The sequence below is a fragment of the Cellulomonas biazotea genome (assembly GCF_004306155.1).
GTDB lineage: Bacteria > Actinomycetota > Actinomycetes > Actinomycetales > Cellulomonadaceae > Cellulomonas > Cellulomonas biazotea.
The window spans coordinates 1-21,416 of sequence record NZ_BIMR01000104.1; the positions used below are offsets into that span (position 1 = coordinate 1).

Below are 21,416 nucleotides of genomic sequence, written 5' to 3' on the forward strand. Positions count from 1 at the left end.
GCGCTGCGCGAGGCCCGCGCCTCGACGGGGTGGCCGGTCACGCGCTGGATCGGCCGGCTGCGCGCGGACCCGCTGCGGCGGCTCGGTCTCGGCCGCCCGGACCCGGGTCGGCTGGTCACGCGCCTGCCGGGCGTGCGCGGTGCGTCCGCGGCGCCGGACGACGCGCGGGACGACGTCGCCGCGGCCCGTCGCTCGTCGATCCCGCACCCCCCCACGACGACGGGGGCCCTGGTGTCGCTCGCGGTGCGCGACTACCTCGACGAGGCGACGGCCGGTGCGCCCGACGCGTGGACGCTCGCGGCGCGGGAGGCGGTCGACCGTGACGCGCTGCCCGACGCCCTGGACCGGGCGGTCGTCGCGACCGCCCCAGCCGGCTCCCGCGACCCGCGGTGGTGGCGCGTCGTGGGCGCGGTGCAGTGGGCGCTGGTCGGTGTCGCGGGCGTGGGGCTGCTCTGGCTCGGCGTGCTCGCCGGGCTGGCGTACCTGCGCCTGCCCGAGCCGCCGACGCCGACGTGGGGCGAGGTGCCGTGGCCCACGGTCCTCACGGTCGGAGGCGGGCTGCTCGGCGTGCTGCTCGCGCTGGTGTCGCGCGTGCTGGCCGGCATCGGGGCGCGGCGGCGTGCGGGCCGGGTCCGGCAGCGGCTGCGCGTGGGCGTCCGTGAGGTCGCCCGTCGGCTCGTCGTGTCCCCGACGGTCGACGAGCTCGCCGCGTGGTCGGCGTGCCGGGAGGCGGCGGCGCGCGCCGCGGCGTGACCGGTCGGCGGCCCGACGAGGGAACGGACGGCCCGGCGCGCCTCGTAGGATCGCGGTCGGCGAAGGAGGTCGTGTGGCTCGGCTCGAGGTCCCCGTGCAGCTGCGCTGGTCCGACATGGACGCGTACGCGCACGTCAACAACGTGGAGATGCTGCGGCTGCTCGAGGAGGCGCGCATCGAGGCCTTCTGGCGGCACCCGGAGGCGCAGGACGGCACGCGGCCCGACGGCACGTGGCCCACGGCCGTCCTCGACGCGGGACCGGGCGCGCAGACGTCGACGCTGGTCGCGCGGCAGGAGATCGAGTACCTGGTGCCGCTGGGCTACCGGCGCTCGCCCGTCCTGGTCGAGATGTGGCTCGGACACCTCGGTGGCGCGAGCCTGGACGTCTGCTACGAGGTGCGTGACCGCCCCGCGGGCGACGACGGCAGCGTCGTGTTCGCGCGCGCGACGACGACGCTCGTGCTGGTCGACACCACGACGGGACGCCCCCGGCGGCTCGGCGACGCCGAGCGCGCGGCGTGGGCGCGGTACGTCGAGGAGCCCGTGCGGCACCGCCGCCGCCCCGAGCGCTGAGGGCGGACCGGCCGACACGCGGGGCACGACGCCCCCGGCCGTGGCGTTCAGGTGGGCCGACGGTCGGTCCGCGCCTGCTCGGCGCGCTCCGCGGCGCGCGCGATGTTGCGCTGCATGCCGCCGAAGACGACGCCGTGGAACGGCGCGACGGACCACCAGTAGAGCTGGCCGAGCAGCCCGCGCGGGTGGAACAGCGCCCGCTGCGCGAAGACCGCGGGCGGGCGGCGTCGACGGTCGTCGTCCGGCGCCCGGTGCGGGGTTCCGGGGCGATCCGGGTCGTCGTGCGCGTCGCCACGGGCACCGCCCCCCGCAGCTGTGGTCTCGGTGTCCTCGGCGTCTTCGACCCGGAGCTCGAGCCACGCCAGGCCCGGCACCCGCATCTCGGCGCGCAGCCGCAGCAGCCGGCCCGGCTCGACCTCCTCGACGCGCCAGAAGTCGACCGCGTCGTCGACCAGCAGGCGCCACGGGTCACGCCGGCCGCGGCGCAGGCCGGGGCCGCCGACGAGCCGGTCGCCGAGCCCCCGGATCCGCCAGGCGAGCCGCCACGAGTACCACCCGTGCTCGCCGCCGACGGCCTCCAGCACACGCCACAGCGCGGCGGGGGACGCGTTCACGGTGACCCGGCGCTCGTCGACGTACAGCGAGCCGCCGGCCCAGTCGGGGTCGGACGGCAGGGGGTCGCTCGGTCCGCCGCGCGCGGCCGCCGACGACCACCGGGTCGCGACGGCGGCGTCGTGCACGCGCCGACGGGCCAGCCGCACGGCGCGGTCGAACCCGACGAGCCCCTCGGGCGGGTCGGGCACCCAGCGGGCGATGTCGTGCTCGTCGCAGACGACCTCGTGCACGAGCGACTCGACCAGCGGCCGCGCGAGCCCGCCGGGCACCGGCGTCACGAGCGCGACCCACAGGCTGGACAGCCGCGGCGTGAGGACACCGACCCCCACCACGATCCGCCGGGGCAGCCCTGCGGCGGCCGCGTACCGCTGCATCATGTCGCGGTAGGTGAGGACGTCGGGTCCGCCGATGTCGAACCCCCGGCTGACCTCCCGGGGCATGGCGGCAGCGCCGACGAGGTAGCGCAGGACGTCGCGGATCGCGATGGGCTGGATGCGGTTGTCGACCCACCGCGGGACCGTCATGGCGGGCAGCCGCTCGGTGAGGTAGCGCATCATCTCGAACGACGCCGACCCCGAGCCGAGGATCACGGCGGCACGCAGCACGGTCGTCGGGACGCCCGACGCCAGCAGGATCTCGCCGACCTCGGTGCGGGACGCCAGGTGCGGCGACAGCTCCTCGCCCTCGGGGTACAGACCGCCGAGGTACACGATGCGTCGGACGCCGGCCTCGCGGGCCGCCTGCGCGAAGGTGAGGGCGGTGCGCCGGTCGAGGGACTCGAACGTGCGGCCCGACCCGAGCGAGTGGATGAGGTAGTAGGCGACGTCGACGCCCTGCAGCGCGGCGCGGATCTGGTCGAGGTCGGACGCGTCGGCCTCGACGGGCTCGACGTCGTCGACCCAGGGCCGTCCGCGCAGGCGCTGCGGCGACCGCGCGAGAGCCCGCACGCGGTACCCCGCGGCGAGGAGCTCGGGCACGAGCCGGCCGCCGACGTAGCCCGTGACGCCCGTGACGGCGGCGAGCGGTGCGTCGGGTCGCGGCCGCCCGTCGGGCCCGGTCCCCGGCACGAGGCCGGGCAGGGTGCGGGCGACCGGCTCGGGCGCGAGGTCCGCCTCGGTCAGGCCGGGCGAGTCCGGGGTCTGCGCGGGGTCGACGCTCATCGGTGCAGTCTGGGTGGCGTCGGCGCGGTCCGCACCCGGGGGCGGGCCGGGACGCTCGTCGGACCGGCCACGGCGCGGCGGTCGCCGGTCAGTCGCCGAGCAGCTGCAGCGTCGACCGCTCGGCGACCCGCTGCGACCGCGTGGGACGGATCGTCTCGCCCTGCGCCCACAGGTCGACGACGCGCGGGTCCACGTACGACGCCCGGCACACCGCCGGGGTGTTCCCGAGCTCGTCCGCGACCGCCCGCACGACGTCCGCGACGACCTTGCGGCGCGCGCGGTCGCTGTGCGGCGGGGGACCGGCGGCCGCGAGGCCGCGCGCGGCGAGGACGGTCGCGTGCCACGTGCGGAAGTCCTTCGCGGTCGCGTCGTCGCCGAGCCGCGCCTTGACGTACTGGCCCACGTCGACGCTCGTGACGTCGTGCCACGTCCCGTCGTCGTCGCGCCACGCCAGCAGGTCGTCGGTGTCGTCACGGCGGCGCACCAGCGTGCGCACCAGGTCGGCCACGACGTCGTCCTCGACGACGGTGTCCCGGATCTGGCCCGACTTCGCGGGGAAGTGCAGGTGCACGCGGCCGGGGTCGTCGTCCGACGCGGGCGCGAGCACGCGCACGTGGTCCTTGCGCAGCGTCGCCAGCCCGTACGAGCCGTGCTTCTGCGCGTACCCCTCACCGCCGACGCGCAGGTAGGCGAGGTCGAGCAGCCGGAACGCGAGCGCGAGCACCTTCTCCTTGGGCATGCCGGGCAGCGCGAGGTCGCGCTCGACCTGGCGGCGTGCCGCGGGCAGCCGCCGCGCGACGTCGAGCACGTGGTCGTGCTTGAGGCGGTCGCGCCGCAGCCGCCACTGCGCGTGGTACAGGTACTGCCGCCGCCGGGCGTCGTCGAGCCCGGCCGCCTGGATGTGCCCGTGCGGCCACGGGCTGATCCACACGTCCTGCCACGCGGGCGGGATCGCGAGGCCGACGATGCGCTCCAGGTGCTCGTCCTGCGTGATCCGGACGCGCTCGACGTCCAGGTAGACGAAGCCCTTGCCCGCGCGCCGTCGCGTCCAGCCGGGGGCGTCGATGCGGACGCGGCGCAGTCGTGCCATGCCCGGAAGTGTCACCCGGCGCGTCACGGCCCGCCCGGCGAGCGGCGTCCGGCGTCGTGCGTCACCCGTCCGCCGCCACCGGGGTCACGCGTCCGGGAAGCGCACCATGCCCTCCTGCGCGATCGACGCGACGAGCGCCCCGTCGCGCGTGAACACCCGAGCTGCCCCCAGCCCGCGGCCGCCCTGCGCGCTCGGCGACGTCTGGACGTACAGCAGCCAGTCGTCGACGCGCACGTCCCGGTGCCACCACATCGCGTGGTCGAGGCTCGCGATCGACATCCCGCGCGTCGCCCACGACCGTCCCGCCCGCCGCAGCACGGGCTCGAGCATGACCTGGTCGCACGCGTACGCCAGCAGCGCGCGGTGCAGCAGCTGGTCGTCGGGCAGCGCGCCGCGCGAGCGGAACCACACCTGCTGCTGCCCGGTGACCTCCGCGGCACGGTCCAGGTAGATCGACCCGCCGACGTGCCGCACGTCGAACGCCGACTCCTGCGACCAGAACTTCGCGACGGGGTGGTCGATGCGTCCGAGCAGGTCGAGCGCGGAGGGCACGTCGTCCGGGCCGGGGATGCCGTCGGGCACGGGGTCGGCGTAGTCGACGCCGTCCTGCTCGACCTGGAACGACGCGATCATCGACAGGATCGGCTCGCCGCCCTGGAGCGCGTGCGTGTGTCGCGCGGTGAACGACCGCCCGTCGCGCAGCCGCTCGACGGCGAACGTGATGGGCTCGGTGACGACGCCCGCGCGCAGGAAGTACCCGTGCAGCGAGTGCGGCAGCCGCCCGTCCTCGACCGTCCGTCCGGCGGCGAGGAGCGCCTGCGCGAGGACCTGACCGCCGAACACCCGCCCGTTGGGCTGGGGGAGGCTGCGCCCCTCGAACAGGTCCGGTGTCGTGCCGTCGGGCGTCAGGTCGAGCGCGTCGAGGACCTGGGCCGTGGGGTTCGCGGGGGCGTCGCTCATGCCCCGAAGCGTGCCACGGAACCCCGTCGTCGACGGCGCAGGCGGCCTAGTCCTCGAACGTGTTGAGCAGCGAGTGGGCCGCTCGCTCCAGGTAGTCCCACAGCTCGGCCCGGTGCAGCGGGGCGAGGTCGAGGGAGTCGACGGCGGTGCGCATGTGCAGGAGCCAGCGGTCGCGCGCGTCCGGGTTGACCTTGAACGGCGCGTGCCGCATCCGCAGGCGCGGGTGGCCGCGCTGCTCGCCGTACGTCGTGGGCCCGCCCCAGTACTGCTCGAGGAACATCGTGAGGCGCTCGGCGGCGGGGCCGAGCTGCTCGTCGGGGTACATGGGGCGCAGCACCGGGTCGTCGGCGACGCCCTTGTAGAACTCGTCGACGAGCCGGACGAAGGTGTCGTGGCCGCCGACGGCGTCGTAGAACGAGTCGGTCACCCGCCCATCCTCACACGCGCGCGGGCGCCGGCCGGGCCTGCGCGACGGGCGTCACAGCCCGAGGTCGGCGAGCACGGGGAGCCCGGCGCGGACGACGTCCTGCGCGTCGGCGGCGGTGCTCGCGGCCAGGGCGAGCGTGGCGAGCCGGCGGCACTCGTCGAGCGTCGTGGCGGCGAGGACGGCGGCGACGTCGGGCAGGGCTCGCGGGGTCATCGACAGCGACGTGACGCCGAGCCCGACGAGGACGACGGCCAGCGCGGGCACCGCGGCGGCCTCCCCGCACACGCCGACGGGCCGCCCCTGCTGCGCACCGCCCCGGCACGTCGCGGCGACGAGGTGCAGCACGGCGGGCTGCCACGCGTACGACAGGTGCGCGACCGACCCGAGGACGCGGTCGGCGGCCATCGTGTACTGCGTGAGGTCGTTCGTGCCGATGCTCGCGAACGCGGCGTGCGCGAGGATCGGCCCGGCGAGCAGCGCGGCGCTCGGCACCTCGACCATGACCCCGGCCGTGCCGAGCCCGTGCCGCGTGCACGCGGCGACGAACTCCTGGGCCTCGTCGACGGTGGACACCATGGGCGCCATGACCCACACGTCGGCGTCCTGCGCGGCGGCGGCGCGGGCGATCGCGGTGAGCTGGTCCTCGAGGACCTCGGGGTGCGCGACCGCGGTGCGCAGCCCGCGCACGCCGAGCGCGGGGTTGGCCTCCGGCTCGCCGGCGAGGAACGGCAGCGGCTTGTCGGCGCCCGCGTCGAGCGTGCGCACGACGACCTTGCGGCCGGGGAAAGCGGCGAGCACCTGCCGGTACGCGGCCACCTGCTCGTCGACGTCGGGCGCCTCCTCGCGGTCGAGGAACGCGAACTCGGTCCGGAACAGCCCGACGCCCTCGGCGCCCTGCGCGGCGGCGTCGAGCGCGTCCGCCGGGCTGCCGACGTTGGCGAGCAGCTCGACGCGGTGCCCGTCCGCGGTGCGGCCGTGCCCGTCGAACGTGCGCACCTGCGCGGCCAGGGCGCGGGCGGCGGCGACCTGCGCGTCGTCCGGGCCGACGGTCACCGTCCCGGCGCCGCCGTCGACCAGCACGAGGTCGCCCTCGGCGACGGCGTCCTCGACGCCTCGCGCCGCGACGACGGCGGTGATCCCGCGCGCGCGCGCGAGGATCGCGGTGTGCGACGTCGGTCCGCCCGCGCCGGTGACGATGCCGAGCACCTGCGCCGGGTCGAGCGTCGCGACGAGCGCGGGCGCGATGTCGGTCGCGACCAGGACGTACGGGTGGTCCCGCTCCGGCAGGCCCGGGGCGGGGCGACCGGTGAGCTCGGCGACGAGGCGGTCGCGGACGTCCTCGATGTCGCGGACGCGCTCGGCGAACAGCCCGCCGAGGGCCTCGAACTGCGCGGCGACGGACTCCGCCGCCTCCCACACGGCCCGCTCGGGCACCAGCCGGTCGGCCAGCACGCGCTGCTCGGCGTCGGCGACAAGCGTCGGGTCGGCGGCGATCGCGGCGGTCGCGTGCAGCAGGTCGGCGCTCTCGCCGTCGGCCCGCGCCGCTGCGACCTCCAGTGCCGCGTGCACGCGTCCCGACGCTGCGGCGACCAGCGCGGCCTGCGCGGCGTAGTCCGTGCCGGGCGGCAGGCGACGGCCCGACGGCGGCTCGGCGACCGGCTCGGGCAGGAAGGCGGCGGGCCCGACGGCACGGCCGGGGCTGACACCGATGCCGGGGACCACCACGGACGGCTGCGGGCTCACGGGCGGACGACCTCCTCGTCGACGTGACACGGCAGTGTCGTCCGTCGGGGTGCCCGACCGCCAGCGGACACGCGCCGGTCCGCAGAGCCCGTCGGGGTTAGGCTGGCGTCGCGCGCCGACCGGCCGGCGCCCGTGACGTGGGGAGTTCCATGAGCAAGGCAGAGCAGATCCTCGCTGCGCTGGGCGGTGACGGGAACGTCGTCGACCTGGAGCCGTGCATCACGCGGCTGCGCGTGGAGGTCAGCGACGCCCACCTCGTCGACGAGGCGGCGCTCAAGGCGAGCGGTGCGTTCGGCGTCGTGCGGTCCGGGCACATCGTCCAGGTCATCGTCGGCCCGGAGGCCGACAACCTCGCGGCCGAGCTCGAGTCGCTGCGCTGAGCGCGCGGGCCCGACGTCGACGCCGACGACGGGCCACGCGCTCCTGGCCGGTCCCCGGCTGCTAGACGGAGTCCCCGGGCGGTGCGGCCCGGCGCGCGTCCCGCTGCTCGACGACGTCGTGCACGGGGGTGTCGTGCGGGTCGCGGGCGCTGGCCGTCGTCGTCCCGTCCACGTGTGCTGCGGTCGCGTCCGTCGCACCCGTCCCGTGCTCGGCCGCGTCGTCGGGCGTCGGCTCGGTGGGCGTGCCCTCCTGCGGCGCGGCGGCTGCGACGATCCCCGCCTCGGCCTCGCGGTGCGCCTTGAGCAGGTCGCGCTGCCCCGCGAGCGGCACGTCGGCCCGCTCCAGGGCGGCGCGCGTCGCGGTGCGCAGCGCCCGGGCGACGTCCCACTGCATCGCCGGTGACGTGCGGACCTTGAGCCGCAGCGTGATGGCGTCGGCGCTGAGCTTCTCGATGCCCTCGATGGTCGCGGCGCCCTGCAGCTGCGCACCGAGCAGCGCGTCGGCCGCGACCTCGTCGGCGGCGTCGTGGAGCAGCGCGCGCACCTGGTCCAGGTCGGCGAAGTAGTCGACGTCGACCTCGACGACCGCGGTCGCCCAGCCCTGCGTCTTGTTGCCGACGCGCAGCATCGACCCGTTGGGCACGTACCAGAGGGTGCCGTCGGAGTCGCGGATCTTCGTCACGCGCAGGGACACGGCCTCGACGACGCCCGTCGCGGGCCCGACGTCGACGACGTCCCCGACGCCGTACTGGTCCTCGAGCAGCATGAACATGCCCGTGAGGAAGTCCTTGACCAGGCTCTGCGCACCGAAGCCGAGGGCGACGCCCACGATCCCGGCGGACGCGATGAACGGCGCGATGTTGACGCCGAGCTCGGCCAGGACGAGCAGCACCATGATCGTGCCCACGACGATCGTGGCGGTCGAGCGCAGCACCGACCCGAGCGTGCGGGCCCGCTGCGCGCGCCGGGCCGTGGCGAGCGGGTCGGCGGACGTGAGCAGCGTCCGGGCGACGTCCGACTCGCCGAGCGGCCGCATGACGCCGCGCTGGAACCACGGGGTGCCGTCGGCGATGTGGTCGGTGACCCCCCGGATCGCGCGCCGCAGCAGCGCGAGCGACAGCGAGCCGACCGCGACGATGATGAGGATCCGCAGCGGCAGGCCCAGGAACCACTCGAGCCACGCGTTGGGGGAGGTCTTGTCGTCGGGGCCGAGGATCTCGGGCGACGGGGACGGCGTCGCGGCGGCGGCGACCCGGGCGGCGAGCGGCGTCATCGGGCGGCCCCCGTGCGGTCGGCGACGAACTGCAGCTGCTCGACGGTCAGCGCGACCGACCGGGACAGGGCGCGCGCGCCGTGCCCGACACCCACCTCGCGGCGGACCAGCACCGGGGCGTCGTGGACGTCGGTGGACGTCGCGGCCTGCAGCGCCGCGGCGAGCTTGCGCGCGTGCAGCGGGTCGACGCGCGTGTCGCCCTCGAACACCGTGAACAGCGTCGACGGGTACGCGGTGCCGGGGACGACCCGGTGGTACGGCGAGTAGCCGAGCAGCCAGCCGAGCTCGACGGGGGTGTCGGCGTCGCCGTACTCCTCGCTCCACGTGACGCCCAGGCCGAAGCGCTGGTAGCGCACCATGTCGAGCAGCGGTGCGGAGCACACGACGGCGGCGAACAGGTCGGGTCGCTGCGTGAGCGCGGCGCCGACGAGCAGGCCGCCGTTGGACCCGCCCCAGCAGGCCAGCCGGTCGGGGGTCGTCCAGCCGTGCGCGACGAGGTGCTCCGCGACCGCGTGGAAGTCGTCGAACACGTTCTGCTTGTGGCCGCGCATGCCCGCGCGGTGCCACTCCTCGCCCTCCTCGCCGCCGCCGCGCAGGTTCGCGACGACGTACACGCCACCGGCCTCGACCCACGCGAGCGTCGCCGCGGAGTACGCGGGGTCCAGGGAGATCTGGAAGCCGCCGTAGCCGTACACAATCGCGGGCGCGGGGGCGAGGGGGCGGCCGTCGGCGTCGACCGTGTCGGTGCGGGCCAGCACGAACGCGCGGACGACGGTGCCGTCGGCGCTCGTCACCTCGACCTGCGTCGCCCGCACGGCGGGCACGTCGGCGACGGTCCCGGGCGGCGCGGCCCACAGGGTCGTGGCGCGCGTCGCGGCGTCGAACCGCTGCACGCTCGGCACCGTCGTGTGGTCGGTGTAGGAGAACCACACGTCCGGCCCGCCGTCCGGGCGCGTGACCAGCCCCGACACCGAGCCGAGTCCGGGCAGGGTGACCCCGTCGGCCAGCGCCTCGCCTGTCGCCGGGTCGTGCAGGGTGATCTCGGAGACGGCGTGCCGCCGCCACGACGCCACGAGCAGCGTCGGCGTGCGGTCGTCGCCACCGCCGTCGGTGAACGCGACGTCCTCCAGGACGGCCGTGCCGTCCTCGGCGAGCAGCGTCCGCCAGTGCGGGACGCCCGGGCTCGTCGGGTCCGTGACCGCGAGCCGCCCGCGCGGGGCGTCGAGGTCGGTGTGCACGTACAGGCGGCCGTCGCGGCCCACCCACACGCCCGTCTGGGCGTCGAGCCCGACGGCGACCTCGACGAACGTCGGGTCTTCCAGGCCGCCCGAGGCGGTCAGGTCGGCGATCCACACGTCCGTGCGCGGCGCCGTCCCCGCGGAGGCGGACACGATCAGCCAGCGCCCGTCGCGGGACACCGACACCCCGTAGTAGTTCGTCAGGTCGAGCCCGTCGCCGAACACCTGGACGTCGGCGTCGACCGACGTGCCGACGCGGTGCAGCCAGACGCGCCGGTGGTACTGCTGCTCGTCGGCCGGCACCAGGTCCGGCGCGAGCCGCCGCACGTAGAAGAACGCCTCGCCGCCCGGGAGCCACGCGACGGGCGAGTAGCGCGCCCGGTCGACGGGCCCGTCGACGAGCTCGCCCGTGCGGACGTCGAGGACGTGCAGCACGCTCTCCTCGGTCCCGCCGTGCGACACCTGGTACGCGAGCAGGTCGCCCTCCTTCGACGGCTGCCACGCGTCGAGCGTCGTGGTGCCCGCCGGGTCGAGCGCGACGGGGTCGACCAGCACCCGCTCGCGGCGCCCGCCCGGGGTGTCGGGGTCGGGCTCCGAGACCAGGACGACCGCGTGCTCCTGCTCACCCGTGCGCCGCGAGAAGAAGTACCGCTCGCCCCGCCAGGCCGGCGGACCCACGACACCCGCGCCGAGCAGCGCCCGCAGCCGGCCGGTGAGCCGCCCGGTCGACCACGGCCCGTCGCCGAGCCGGGCGGTCAGGGCCTGCCGGTACTCGCCGTACAGCGCGTCCTGCTCCGCCGACCACGCCTGCGTCTCGGCGTCGTCGGCGTCCTCCAGCCAGCGGTACGGGTCGGCGACGCGGTGACCGTGCAGGTCCTCGACCAGGTCGAGCGTGCGGGCGGACGGGTAGGGACGCAGGGCGGGGACGGTCATGGTCCGCAAGGCTACGACGCCACCCCCGCGCCTCGCCGCGTGGCGCCGGGCGGGGCGCGAGACGGGCGCGTCCGGGCGCGTCCGGGCGTCGCCGCTGGTCGGGCGCCACGCGCGCTGGTCCTGCGGTCCGCCCGGAGGCTCTGGCAGGATCGTGGCGTGGCTCACGACTCGCAGCATGCGTCCGACGCCTTGCTGCGCCTCGCGGCGGCCTACGACATCACCCCGGACTACTGGGGGTTCGACGGTCAGCACAAGATGGCGTCGGCCGGCACCCTGCAGGGCGTCCTCGCGGCGCTCGGCGTCGACGCGTCGTCGCCCGAGCGGATCCGGCTCGCGCTCGCGCACCGGGAGGACTCGCCCTGGCGGCGCACCCTGCCGCCCGTGGTCGTCGTCCGCGAGGGCCGGCACGCGCACGTCCCCGTGCACGTCACCCACGAGGACCCCGTCGAGGTCTGGCTCGAGCTCGACCCGGAGGCGGGCGGCGGACGGCGCGAGCTCACGCAGGCCGACGTGCCCGTGCCGCCGCGCCAGGTCGACGGACGGCTGGTCGGCCGCGCGACATTCACCCTCCCCGCCGACCTCCCGCTCGGCTGGCACGAGCTGCACGCCGAGGGACCGAGCGCGCACGGCCGCAGCCCGGTCGTCGTCACGCCCGACCGCCTGGAGCTCCCGGAGGCGCTCGACGGGGAGCGCGCCTGGGGCGTCATGGCGCAGCTCTACTCGGTGCGCTCGCGGCGCTCGTGGGGCGTCGGGGACCTCGCGGACCTCGCCGACCTGGGGGCGCTGACCGCGCGGATGGGCGCCGACTTCCTGCTCATCAACCCGCTGCACGCCGCGGAGCCCCAGGTCCCGCTGACGCCGTCGCCCTACCTGCCGACGACGCGCCGGTTCGTCAACCCGCTCTACGTCCGCGTCGAGGAGGTCCCCGAGGCGGCCTACCTCACGGCCGCGGACCGCACGCTCGTCGAGTGGGCGGGCGAGGTCGCGGTCGCGCTCGACACCGACCCGGGGCCGATCGACCGCGACGTCGCCTGGACCGCCAAGCGGTCCGCGCTCGAGGTCGTCTTCGCCTACCCGCTGCCCGCGGCCCGCCAGGCCGACCTCGACGCGTTCGTCGCCGAGCAGGGCCCCGGCCTGGAGACCTTCGCGCTGTGGTGCGCGCTCGCGGAGAAGCACGGCGCGGACACGCGCACGTGGCCCGCCGACCTGCTCGACCCGTCGTCGGACGCCGTCGCGCAGGCTCGCGACGAGCTCGCCGACCGCGTCGCGTTCCACCGGTGGCTGCAGTGGGTCGCGGACGAGCAGCTCGCGGCCGCGCACCGCGCCGCGCTCGACAACGGCATGACGGTCGGGATCATGCACGACCTCGCCGTCGGGGTGCACCCGCAGGGCGCCGACGTGTGGGCGCTCGGCGACGTGCTGGCGCGCGGCGCGGGCGTCGGTGCCCCGCCCGACATGTACAACCAGCAGGGCCAGAACTGGTCGCAGCCGCCGTGGCAGCCCGACGCCCTCGCGCGCGCCGCCTACCGCCCGTACCGCGACATGCTGCGCACCGTCCTGCGGCACGCGGGCGCGATCCGCATCGACCACGTGCTCGGCCTGTTCCGGCTGTGGTGGGTGCCGGACGGCGCGTCGCCGTCCGAGGGCGCGTACGTCCGCTACGACCACGAGGCGCTCGTCGGCATCCTCGCGCTCGAGGCGCACCGCGCCGGGGCCGTCGTCATCGGCGAGGACCTCGGCGTCGTCGAGCCGTGGGTCCGCGACTACCTGTCGGAGCGCGGCATCCTCGGCACGTCCGTGCTGTGGTTCGAGCGCGACATGAACGGCGACCCGCTCGCCCCCGAGCACTACCGGGACCTCGTGCTCGCGACCGTCACGACCCACGACCTGCCCCCGACCGCCGGGTACCTCGCGGGGGAGCACGTCGCGATCCGGGACCGGCTGGGCCTGCTCACCGAGCCCGTCGCGACCGTGCGGGCCGCCGCCGCCGCCGAGCGCGACCGCATGCTCGACGCGCTGCGCGCCCGCGACCTGCTCGGCACGGACCCCTCGGAGCGGGAGATCGTCGAGGCGCTGCACCGGTACGTCCTCGCGACGCCGTCGGTCCTCGTCGGCGTCTCGCTGGCCGACGCGGTGGGCGAGCGGCGCGCCCAGAACCAGCCGGGAACGGACCGGGAGTACCCGAACTGGAAGGTGCCGCTCGCCGACAGCGGGGGACAGGTCGTGCTCGTCGACGACCTGTTCACCAACGCGCGGCTGCACTCGCTCGCGATCGTCATGAACGAGGGCCGCTGACCCCGCCTGTCCCGGCACCCTGAGCCTGCCACCTGCACCGGCGCTGAGCGGGGCCTGTCCCTCCCACGTGCACCGACGCCCCAGCGCCGGAGTGCACCGACGTGGCACGATCGCCTGATGCCTCCTCCCGTGCTCCGACGGCTGCGGGTGGTCGGCAACAGCGGCTCCGGCAAGACCACCCTGGCGCGGGCCGCGGCCGGACGCCTCGGCGCCGCGCACGTCGAGCTCGACGCGGTCTTCTGGGCCGAGGGGTGGACGAAGCGCGACCCCGAGGAGGCGCGGGGCCTCCTGCGCGACCTCCTCGCGTCACCCGCCGCGCGGGCGGGGTGGGTCGCCGACGGCAACTGGAACTCCGTGCGCCAGGGGCTCCTCGACGACGCGGACGCCGTGGTGTGGCTCGACTACCCGCGTCGCGTCGTCATGGGCCGCGTCGTGACGCGCACGCTGCGCCGCGGCGTCCTGCGCCAGGAGCTGTGGCACGGCAACCGCGAGACGCTGCGCAACCTGCTGCGCCGGGAGCCGGACCAGAACATCGTGCTGTGGGCGTGGACCCAGCACCGGCACTACCGGCAGTCGTACGCCGACCTGGCCGCCACCGGGCGCGTGCGCGTGATCCGGCTGCGGCACCCGCGCGAGGCGCGGCGCTGGCTCGCGACGCTCGTCCCGCCCGACCCGCCCTGCCCCGGGGAGCCGGAGGCCTGAGCCGGGCGCGCGGTGCGCGTGGGCCCGGCCGGTGGTCCCCTACGGGGTGCTCCCGACGGGATGACCCGGGCGGGTGGTCCGGCCGGTGTCGCGGCCGGACCACCCGGACCCGTCAGTCGCGGCGGCGGTCCGTCTCCTGCGCGGCGAGCGCACGACGCACCCCGTCGCGGTTCTCGGCGACGAGGCGGCGCAGCGCCGGAGCGGCGTCCGCCTGGGCCGTCTCCCACGCGTCCGTCGCCCCGAGCACGTCGACGCGCGCGTCGTCGGCCAGGTCGGTCGGGTAGAGGCCCAGCACGATGTTCTGCGCCATCTCGTTCGTCTTGTCGGCCCAGACCGACGTGAGCGCCGCGAAGTACGGCTCGACGAACGGCACGAGCAGGCCGCGGTCGTGCACGCGCCCGAAGCCGGCGATCGTCGCCGCCTGGATCGCGTTCGGCAGGTCGTCGCCGTCCACGACGGCCGCCCACGCGGCGGCCTTGGCCTCCGGCGTCGGGAGGGCCGCGCGGGCCGCGGCGGCGGCACGCTGGCCGGTCGCCGTGGGGTCGGCCGCGAGCTGCACCGCGATGTCCGTCTCGGCGGCGCGGCCGCCGGTGACGAGCGAGGTGAGCAGCTCCCAGCGCAGGTCGGTGTCGATCGTCAGGCCGTCGAGCGTCGCACGGCCGTCCAGGAGGTCCGCGACGGCGTCGAGCTGCGCGGACGTCTCCGCCCGGGCCGCGAAGGCCTTGACGAGCTGCAGCTGGCTGTCCGAGCCGGCGTCCGCGGCGCGGGCCAGGTCGAGCAGCCGGTCGGCGGCGGACACGGCGGTCGCCGCACGGTGCTCGGGCGCGACGTACAGGTCGAGCGCGACCGTGAGCTGGCGCAGCAGCACGAGCACGACGGAGGAGTCGGTCTCGTGGAGGATGTTGCCGAGCACCAGGTCGACGAAGTCGCGGGCCGGCGTCTCGCCGTCGCGCGTCGCGTCCCACGCCGCCGTCCAGACGAGCGTGCGGGGGAGCGAGTCGTCGAACGCCCCGAGGTGCTCGATGGCCGTGGCGAGCGAGGCGTCGTCCAGACGGACCTTCGCGTATGCCAGGTCCTCGTCGTTGACCAGCACGAGGGCCGGTCGACGCTGCCCGACGAGCTGGGGCACCTCGGTGCGCGGCCCGTCGACGTCGAGCTCGAGCTGCAGCGTGCGCACCAGCCGGCCGGTCGCCTCGTCGAGGTCGTAGCCGCCGATCGCCAGGCGGTGCGGCCGCTGGACGGGGTGCTCGGCGGGGACCTCCTGGAGGACCGCGAACGACGTGATCGTGCCGTCCTCGTCGGTCTCGACCGCGGGGCGCAGCAGCGTGACGCCGGCCTTCTCGAGCCACAGCGCCGACCAGGCGGACAGGTCGCGGCCGCTCGTCGTCTCGAGCTCGGTCAGCAGGTCGCGCAGCTCGGTGTTGCCCCACGCGTGCTTCGCGAAGTAGGCGCGCACCCCGGCGAAGAACTCGTCCTGGCCGACCCACGCCACGAGCTGCTTGAGCACGCTCGCGCCCTTGGCGTAGGTGATGCCGTCGAAGTTGACCTCGACGTCCTCGAGGTCGCGCATGTCCGCGACGATCGGGTGCGTGGACGGCAGCTGGTCCTGGCGGTAGGCCCAGTTCTTCTCGAGCGAGGAGAACGTGGTCCACGCGCTGGTCCACGCCGTGGCCTCGGCGGTCGCGAGGGTCGAGACGTACTCGGCGAACGACTCGTTGAGCCACAGGTCGTCCCACCAGCGCATGGTGACGAGGTCGCCGAACCACATGTGCGCGAGCTCGTGCAGGATCGTCACCGCACGGCGCTCGATCGTCGCCTCGGGGACCTTGGAGCGGAAGACGTACGACTCGAGGAACGTCACCGCGCCCGCGTTCTCCATGGCGCCCGCGTTGAACTCGGGCACGAAGAGCTGGTCGTACTTGGCGAACGGGTACGCGACGCCGAACTTCTCCTCGAAGAACGCGAAGCCCGCGCGCGTGATGTCGAGGATGTTGTCCGTGTCGAGGTGCTCCGCGAGCGAGCCGCGCACGTACACGCCGAGCGGGATCGTCCGGCCGTCGCTGCTCGTCAGCTCGCCGTGCTCGCCGTGGTACGGCCCGGCGACGACCGCCGTGATGTACGACGAGATGCGCGGGGTCGTCTCGAAGCGCCACGTCGCGGTGCCCTTGTCGACGCCGCCGTTGCGGTTGACGCCCCCCTCGACCGGCTCGGGCTCGCCGACCTGCGGGTAGTTGGACACCACCGTCCAGTGCGCGGGCGCGGTCACGGTGAACGTGAAGGTCGCCTTGAGGTCCGGCTGCTCGAACACCGCGAAGACGCGGCGCGAGTCGGCGACCTCGAACTGGGAGTACAGGTACACCTCGTCGTCGACGGGGTCGACGAACCGGTGCAGGCCCTCGCCGGTGTTCATGTACGCGGCGTCCGCGACGACGACGAGCTCGTTGTCGTCCGCGAGGTCGTCGAGCCGGATCCGCGAGTCCGCGAACACGTCGGCGACGTCGAGCGCACGGCCGTTCAGGGTGACCTCGTGCACCGTCGGGGCGACGAGGTCGACGAACGTGCTCGCCCCGGGCGTCGCGGTGAACCGGAGCACGGTCCGCGACGCGAACGTCGTGGGGCCGGTCGTCAGGTCGAGCGTGACGTCGTACGACTGCGGGGCGACGAGCGCGGCGCGCTCACGCGCCTCGGCACGGGTGAGGTTCTCAGCGGGCACGCTGGCTCTCCATTCGGGGTGATGGCGGCTCGTGGCCGCGCACGATCATCGCACGCGCGACCGTACGACCGGCCGGGTCCCACCTGTGCATCGGTCCTGGCGGGGACGGCGTGTCCGAGGCGTGGGCTGTGGACGGCTCGGATGTGCGCGGCCGGCGGTCCGCGGGTGAGACTGCGAGCGGCCCGCCGCACCGGAGGCGCCCCGCGACCGAGGAGCACCATGACCGTCACCGCCACCCGCCCCGTCGTCGACTTCTGGTTCGACCCCGCCTGCCCGTGGGCGTGGCTGACGTCGCGGTGGATGGACGAGGTCGGCACGGTGCGCGACGTCGACGTGCGCTGGCGCGTCATGAGCCTGTCCGTCCTCAACGAGGGCCGCGACCTCGACGACTGGTACCGCCAGCTCATGGACGACTCGTGGGCGCCCGTCCGCGTCCTGGTCGCCGCGGCCCGTGACCACGGCGACGAGGTCCTCAAGCCGCTCTACGACGCCATGGGCACCCGCCGGCACACCCAGGGCCGCAAGGACACCGCCGCGATCGTCGCCGAGTCCCTCGCCGAGGTCGGCCTGCCCGCCGAGCTCGCCGCCGTCGGCGCGACCGACGAGGTCGACGACCTGCTGCGCGCCTCGCACGACGCCGCCCTCGAGCTCGTCGGCGACCAGGTCGGCACGCCCGTGGTCGCGATCGACGGCACCGGCTTCTTCGGCCCCGTCATCACGCCCGCTCCCGTCGGCGAGGACGCCGGCAAGCTCTTCGACGGTCTCGCGCTCGTCACGCAGGTGCCCGGCTTCTACGAGCTCAAGCGCACGCGCACCGTCCCGCCCGCCGTCTGACCCGCTCGGGTGGCTGGTCGCGTTCGCCCCGTGTGATCCTGGACGACGCCCCCAGACCCCGGACGCAGGAGGACCATGCCGTCGTCGCCGCGGTGGATCCGGACGATGGTCGTCGTCGACGTCGTCCTCGTCGCCGTCCTCATCGTGCTCGCCGTCGTGCAGCTGTCGTCGGGCCGCGCGCCTGACGCGGGCGCCTCGGCGGGTGCGACGTCGACCGCGTCGTCGACGCCGACCGCACCCGCGGTCGCGCAGGACGCGTTCCGGCTGCCCAGCGGGAACATCGCCTGCACGATGTCCGGCGAGGGTGTGACCTGCACGATCGCGGACTACACGTACGCCGCGCCGACCGTGGCCGGGTGCACCGGGACGACCGGCCACGTGCTGACGCTCGGGCCCGACGGCGTCGCGTTCGTCTGCGAGGACGGCCCGGCGCCGACCGCAGCGGGCGACGACGTGCGCACGCTCGAGTACGGCTCGGAGTCGCGCGTCGACGGCTGGACGTGCAGCAGCGGGACCGACGGCGTCACCTGCACTGCGGCCGACGGCACGGGCTTCCGGCTGGCACGCGCGACGTGGACCGAGCTGCCCTGACAAGCCCGGCCGGCCCCGGGGGGCGGGACGTGTGCGAGACGCGCTGAGCCGCGAGCGGACGCGGGTGCGGACCGGCGGACCGGCCCGCACCCGCTCGCCTCACCAGATCCGGACGCGCTCCTCCGGGGCGAGGTACAGCGCGTCGCCGGGGGCGACGTCGAACGCGTCGTAGAACGCGTCGACGTTCCGCACGACGCCGTTGCAGCGGAACTCGTTCGGGGAGTGCGGGTCGGTCGCGAGCCGGCGGATCATCTCCTCGTCGCGACCCTTCGACTGCCACACCTGGCCCCAGCCGAGGAACACCCGCTGCGCACCCGTCAGGCCGTCGACCACGGGAGCCTCGGCGAGGGGTCGGCCCAGCGCGATCTCGTAGGCGGTCAGCGCGATCGACAGCCCGCCGAGGTCGCCGATGTTCTCGCCGATCGTCAGCGCGCCGTTCACGTGGTGCGAGCCGCCGAGCTGCGCGGGGGAGAAGGCGCCGTACTGGTCGACGAGCGCCGCGGTGCGCTTCTCGAACTCGGCGCGGTCCTCGACCGTCCACCAGTCCTCGAGGCGTCCCTGCCCGTCGTACTTCGACCCCTGGTCGTCGAAGCCGTGCCCGATCTCGTGCCCGATGACCGCACCGATGCCGCCGTAGTTGACGGCGTCGTCCGCGTCCGCGTCGAAGAACGGGGGCTGCAGGATCGCCGCCGGGAAGACGATCTCGTTCATCCCGGGGTTGTAGTAGGCGTTGACGGTCTGCGGCGTCATGAACCACTCGTCGCGGTCGAGCGGCTTGCCGATCTTCGCGAGCTCGCGGTCCTGCTCGAACGCGTTGGCGCGGCGGACGTTGCCGAGCAGGTCGTCGGCCGACACCTGCAGCGCGGTGTAGTCGCGCCAGCGCACCGGGTAGCCGATCTTCGGGGTGAACGCGTCGAGCTTGGCAAGCGCCTTGGCGCGCGTCTCCTCGCCCATCCAGTCGAGCCGGGAGATGGACAGCCGGTACGCCTCGACGAGGTGCGCGACGAGCTCGTCCATCCGCTCCTTGTGGCTGGGCGGGAAGTGCCGCTCGACGTAGACCTTGCCGACGGCCTCGCCGAGCACGCCCTGGACCAGGCCCACGCCACGCTTCCAGCGGTCGCGGAGCTCCTGCGCGCCGGTCAGGGTGCGGCCGTAGAAGTCGAAGTTCGCCTCGACGACCTCGTCGGGCAGGAACGGCGCCCGGTCGCTGACCACGTGGTACGCGAGCCACGCCTTCCATGCGTCGAGGGGCTCGCTCGCCCAGAGCTGCGCGAAGCCCTCCGCGTACGACGGCTCCCGGACGACGACGTCGTCGAGCGCACCCTGCGGCGCGCCCAGGGCCTCGACCCACGCGGCCCAGTCGAACGACGGCGCCCGCTCGGCGAGCTCGGTGAGGCGCATCGGGTTGTAGGTGAGGTCGGCGTCGCGGTCCTTGACGACGTCCCAGTGGTGCGCGGCGAGCTTCGTCTCGAGGTCGACGACGGATCCCGCGAGCGCCTCGGCGGCGGCTTCGTCGGCGGCGACGCCCGTGAGGCGGAGCATGCGCGCGACGTGCGGGCGGTAGGCCGCGAGGACCGACGCGTACTGCTCGTCGCGGTAGTACGACTCGTCGGGCAGGCCCAGGCCGGACTGCATGAGGTAGACGACGTACCGCTCGGGGTCCTTCGCGTCGTTGTCGACCCAGAAGCCGACCGCGGACGCGGCGCCTGTGCGCTGCAGCGCGCCGAGCGCGACCGTGAGCTCCGCGCGGGTCGTGGCGGCGTCGACGAGGTCGAGGTCCTCGCGGAGCGGGGCGAGGCCGTTCGCCTCGACGGCGGCGGTGTCCATGAACGAGGCGTAGACGGCGCCGATCTTGGCCTCGACGCCGTCGGCGCCCGCCGTGGCGTCGTCGCCGTCGCCGGCCGGGGCCGCGGCGGAGCCTGCGTCGACGATGATGTCGCGGACCTGCTCCTCCGCCTGGTCGTGCAGCGCGCGGAACGCGCCGTCCATGGCCCGGTCCGGCGGGATCACGTGGCTCGCGAGCCACCGTCCGTTGACGTGGGAGTACAGGTCGTCCTGCGGACGGGTGTCGGGGTCGAGGGCGGTGAGGTCGATGCCGCTGCGCGTCATGCGGGACAGCCTACGGACGGGCGCGGGCTCCGGGCCCGCGGGTGCGGCAGGATGACCCTCATGCGGATCCACGTCGCCTCCGACCATGCCGGCTACGAGCTCAAGGTCGCGCTCGTCGAGCACCTGCGCTCCGCGGGGCACGACGTCGTCGACCACGGCGCGCACACGTACGAGGCGCTCGACGACTACCCGCCGTTCTGCTTCGAGGCGGGCGAGGCGGTCGTCGCCGACCCCGGCAGCCTCGGCGTGGTCATCGGTGGCTCCGGGAACGGCGAGCAGATCGCCGCGAACAAGGTCGCGGGCGTGCGTGCGGCTCTCGCGTGGAACCTCGACACGGCCCGGCTCGGGCGTCAGCACAACGACGCGAACGTCGTCGCCGTGGGTGCCCGCCAGCACTCGGTGGACGAGGCGCTGGAGCTCGTCGACGCGTTCGTCGCGGAGCCGTTCAGCCAGGACCCGCGTCACCAGCGCCGCATCGACCTGCTCGCCGAGTACGAGCGCACGCGCGCCTGACGACGTCGGGACGGGCGGGTCCCCCGGGCGTCCGTCCGGGGGAGTCGCGGCACGGGAGTCGCGCGGTCGTGGTCTAGACCACTAGGGTGGCGAACGTCGTCGTCGACCCTGGAGGCAGACCCATGCAGCGTTCCGTCGTCGTCGCCCTCGAGGAGGGCCTGCACGCCCGACCCGCCGCGCTCTTCGTCGCGGCCGCGGCCCGGCAGCCGGCCGCCGTGACGATCGCGAAGAACGGCTCGACGCCCGCACCCGCGCGGTCGATCCTCGCCGTCATGACCCTGGGCGTCGGCACCGGCGACGAGGTCGTGCTGGAGACGGCCACCGACGACGCGGACGCCGCCGCGTCGCTCGACGCGCTCGAGCAGTTCCTGCAGCAGCCCGTCGCCTGAGGCCCGCCCGGCGGGTCGCACGGCCCGCCACGGCGGCGCGGCGACCCGCCGAGGCGTCCGGCCGCGTGCCGGCACACGTCCGCGCCCGCCCCGCACGCGGTGACCTGCACGCGCGTGCGGGACG

At 75.3% G+C, this 21,416-nt stretch carries 17 protein-coding genes and 1 pseudogene; 9 read left to right on the top strand and 9 right to left on the bottom strand.

All coding sequences use genetic code 11. The annotated features are described in order from the left end of the window. Positions 1-753, top strand: a pseudogene (locus CBZ_RS08330) (GTP-binding protein HSR1); the annotation flags it as partial. Between the two features lie 73 nt (positions 754-826). Further along, positions 827-1,327: an acyl-CoA thioesterase gene (locus CBZ_RS08335; RefSeq protein WP_130781109.1), complete on the top strand. Its 501-nt coding sequence runs from the start codon at positions 827-829 to the stop codon at positions 1,325-1,327. Between the two features lie 47 nt (positions 1,328-1,374). Here the strand turns inward: CBZ_RS08335 and CBZ_RS08340 are convergent, their stop codons facing one another. The 5 genes from CBZ_RS08340 to ptsP all read right to left on the bottom strand — a co-directional run bounded on the left by CBZ_RS08340 (position 1,375) and on the right by ptsP (position 7,322). Further along, complete coding sequence (locus CBZ_RS08340; RefSeq protein WP_130781110.1) at positions 1,375-3,102, bottom strand: SDR family oxidoreductase; 1,728 nt, start codon at positions 3,100-3,102, stop codon at positions 1,375-1,377. A gap of 88 nt (positions 3,103-3,190) precedes the next feature. Further along, positions 3,191-4,192 carry a DNA topoisomerase IB gene (locus tag CBZ_RS08345; protein ID WP_130781111.1) on the bottom strand — a complete coding sequence of 334 codons (1,002 nt, stop codon included), beginning with the start codon at positions 4,190-4,192 and terminating at the stop codon, positions 3,191-3,193. 84 nt (positions 4,193-4,276) lie between these two features. After that, positions 4,277-5,152, bottom strand: coding sequence for an acyl-CoA thioesterase (locus CBZ_RS08350; RefSeq protein WP_130781112.1), 876 nt, complete (start codon positions 5,150-5,152; stop codon positions 4,277-4,279). A 46-nt stretch (positions 5,153-5,198) separates the two neighbouring features. Beyond that, positions 5,199-5,579, bottom strand: a complete 381-nt coding sequence (locus CBZ_RS08355; RefSeq protein WP_130781113.1) for a globin — start codon at positions 5,577-5,579, stop codon at positions 5,199-5,201. A gap of 51 nt (positions 5,580-5,630) precedes the next feature. Then, a complete protein-coding gene (gene ptsP / locus CBZ_RS08360) occupies positions 5,631-7,322 on the bottom strand; it encodes a phosphoenolpyruvate--protein phosphotransferase (RefSeq protein ID WP_130781114.1) in 1,692 nt (563 codons plus the stop codon). A gap of 149 nt (positions 7,323-7,471) precedes the next feature. On the opposite strand from ptsP, the gene CBZ_RS08365 reads away from it, so the two are divergent. Continuing rightward, positions 7,472-7,702, top strand: a complete 231-nt coding sequence (locus CBZ_RS08365) for a PTS sugar transporter subunit IIB (RefSeq protein WP_041553366.1) — start codon at positions 7,472-7,474, stop codon at positions 7,700-7,702. 61 nt (positions 7,703-7,763) lie between these two features. On the opposite strand, the gene CBZ_RS08370 is transcribed toward CBZ_RS08365, so the two are convergent. Continuing rightward, complete coding sequence (locus tag CBZ_RS08370) at positions 7,764-8,975, bottom strand: mechanosensitive ion channel family protein (protein WP_130781115.1); 1,212 nt, start codon at positions 8,973-8,975, stop codon at positions 7,764-7,766. After that, the gene (locus tag CBZ_RS08375) at positions 8,972-11,146 is read right to left on the bottom strand and encodes a prolyl oligopeptidase family serine peptidase (RefSeq protein ID WP_130781116.1); all 2,175 of its coding nucleotides are present in this window, start codon (positions 11,144-11,146) and stop codon (positions 8,972-8,974) included. The genes CBZ_RS08370 and CBZ_RS08375 overlap by 4 nt, the downstream gene beginning before the upstream one ends. Positions 11,147-11,302: 156 nt before the next feature. Between CBZ_RS08375 and malQ the strand changes: the two genes are divergently transcribed. Both malQ and CBZ_RS08385 read left to right on the top strand, forming a co-directional pair. Next, positions 11,303-13,441 (top strand): 4-alpha-glucanotransferase, encoded by a 2,139-nt coding sequence (gene malQ, locus CBZ_RS08380; RefSeq protein WP_130781117.1) that lies wholly within the window; start codon positions 11,303-11,305, stop codon positions 13,439-13,441. Positions 13,442-13,558: 117 nt separating this feature from the next. Next, entirely contained in the window at positions 13,559-14,143 is a 585-nt protein-coding gene (locus tag CBZ_RS08385) for a P-loop NTPase family protein (protein ID WP_130781118.1), read from the top strand. 112 nt (positions 14,144-14,255) lie between these two features. Here the strand turns inward: CBZ_RS08385 and pepN are convergent, their stop codons facing one another. Beyond that, the gene (gene pepN / locus CBZ_RS08390) at positions 14,256-16,856 is read right to left on the bottom strand and encodes an aminopeptidase N (protein WP_130781119.1); all 2,601 of its coding nucleotides are present in this window, start codon (positions 16,854-16,856) and stop codon (positions 14,256-14,258) included. A 219-nt stretch (positions 16,857-17,075) separates the two neighbouring features. On the opposite strand from pepN, the gene CBZ_RS08395 reads away from it, so the two are divergent. Both CBZ_RS08395 and CBZ_RS08400 read left to right on the top strand, forming a co-directional pair. After that, complete coding sequence (locus CBZ_RS08395; RefSeq protein ID WP_130781120.1) at positions 17,076-17,690, top strand: mycothiol-dependent nitroreductase Rv2466c family protein; 615 nt, start codon at positions 17,076-17,078, stop codon at positions 17,688-17,690. A gap of 75 nt (positions 17,691-17,765) precedes the next feature. Next, entirely contained in the window at positions 17,766-18,281 is a 516-nt protein-coding gene (locus CBZ_RS08400; RefSeq protein ID WP_130781121.1) for a hypothetical protein, read from the top strand. A 99-nt stretch (positions 18,282-18,380) separates the two neighbouring features. On the opposite strand, the gene CBZ_RS08405 is transcribed toward CBZ_RS08400, so the two are convergent. Further along, the gene (locus tag CBZ_RS08405) at positions 18,381-20,390 is read right to left on the bottom strand and encodes a M13 family metallopeptidase (protein WP_130781122.1); all 2,010 of its coding nucleotides are present in this window, start codon (positions 20,388-20,390) and stop codon (positions 18,381-18,383) included. Between the two features lie 60 nt (positions 20,391-20,450). Here CBZ_RS08405 and CBZ_RS08410 point away from each other — a divergent pair, with 60 nt between their 5' ends. Both CBZ_RS08410 and CBZ_RS08415 read left to right on the top strand, forming a co-directional pair. Next, on the top strand, positions 20,451-20,903 hold the full coding sequence (locus CBZ_RS08410; RefSeq protein ID WP_130781123.1) for a ribose-5-phosphate isomerase: 453 nt from the start codon (positions 20,451-20,453) through the stop codon (positions 20,901-20,903). A 122-nt stretch (positions 20,904-21,025) separates the two neighbouring features. After that, the gene (locus CBZ_RS08415) at positions 21,026-21,292 is read left to right on the top strand and encodes an HPr family phosphocarrier protein (protein WP_130781124.1); all 267 of its coding nucleotides are present in this window, start codon (positions 21,026-21,028) and stop codon (positions 21,290-21,292) included. The last annotated feature ends 124 nt before the right edge of the window (positions 21,293-21,416 follow it).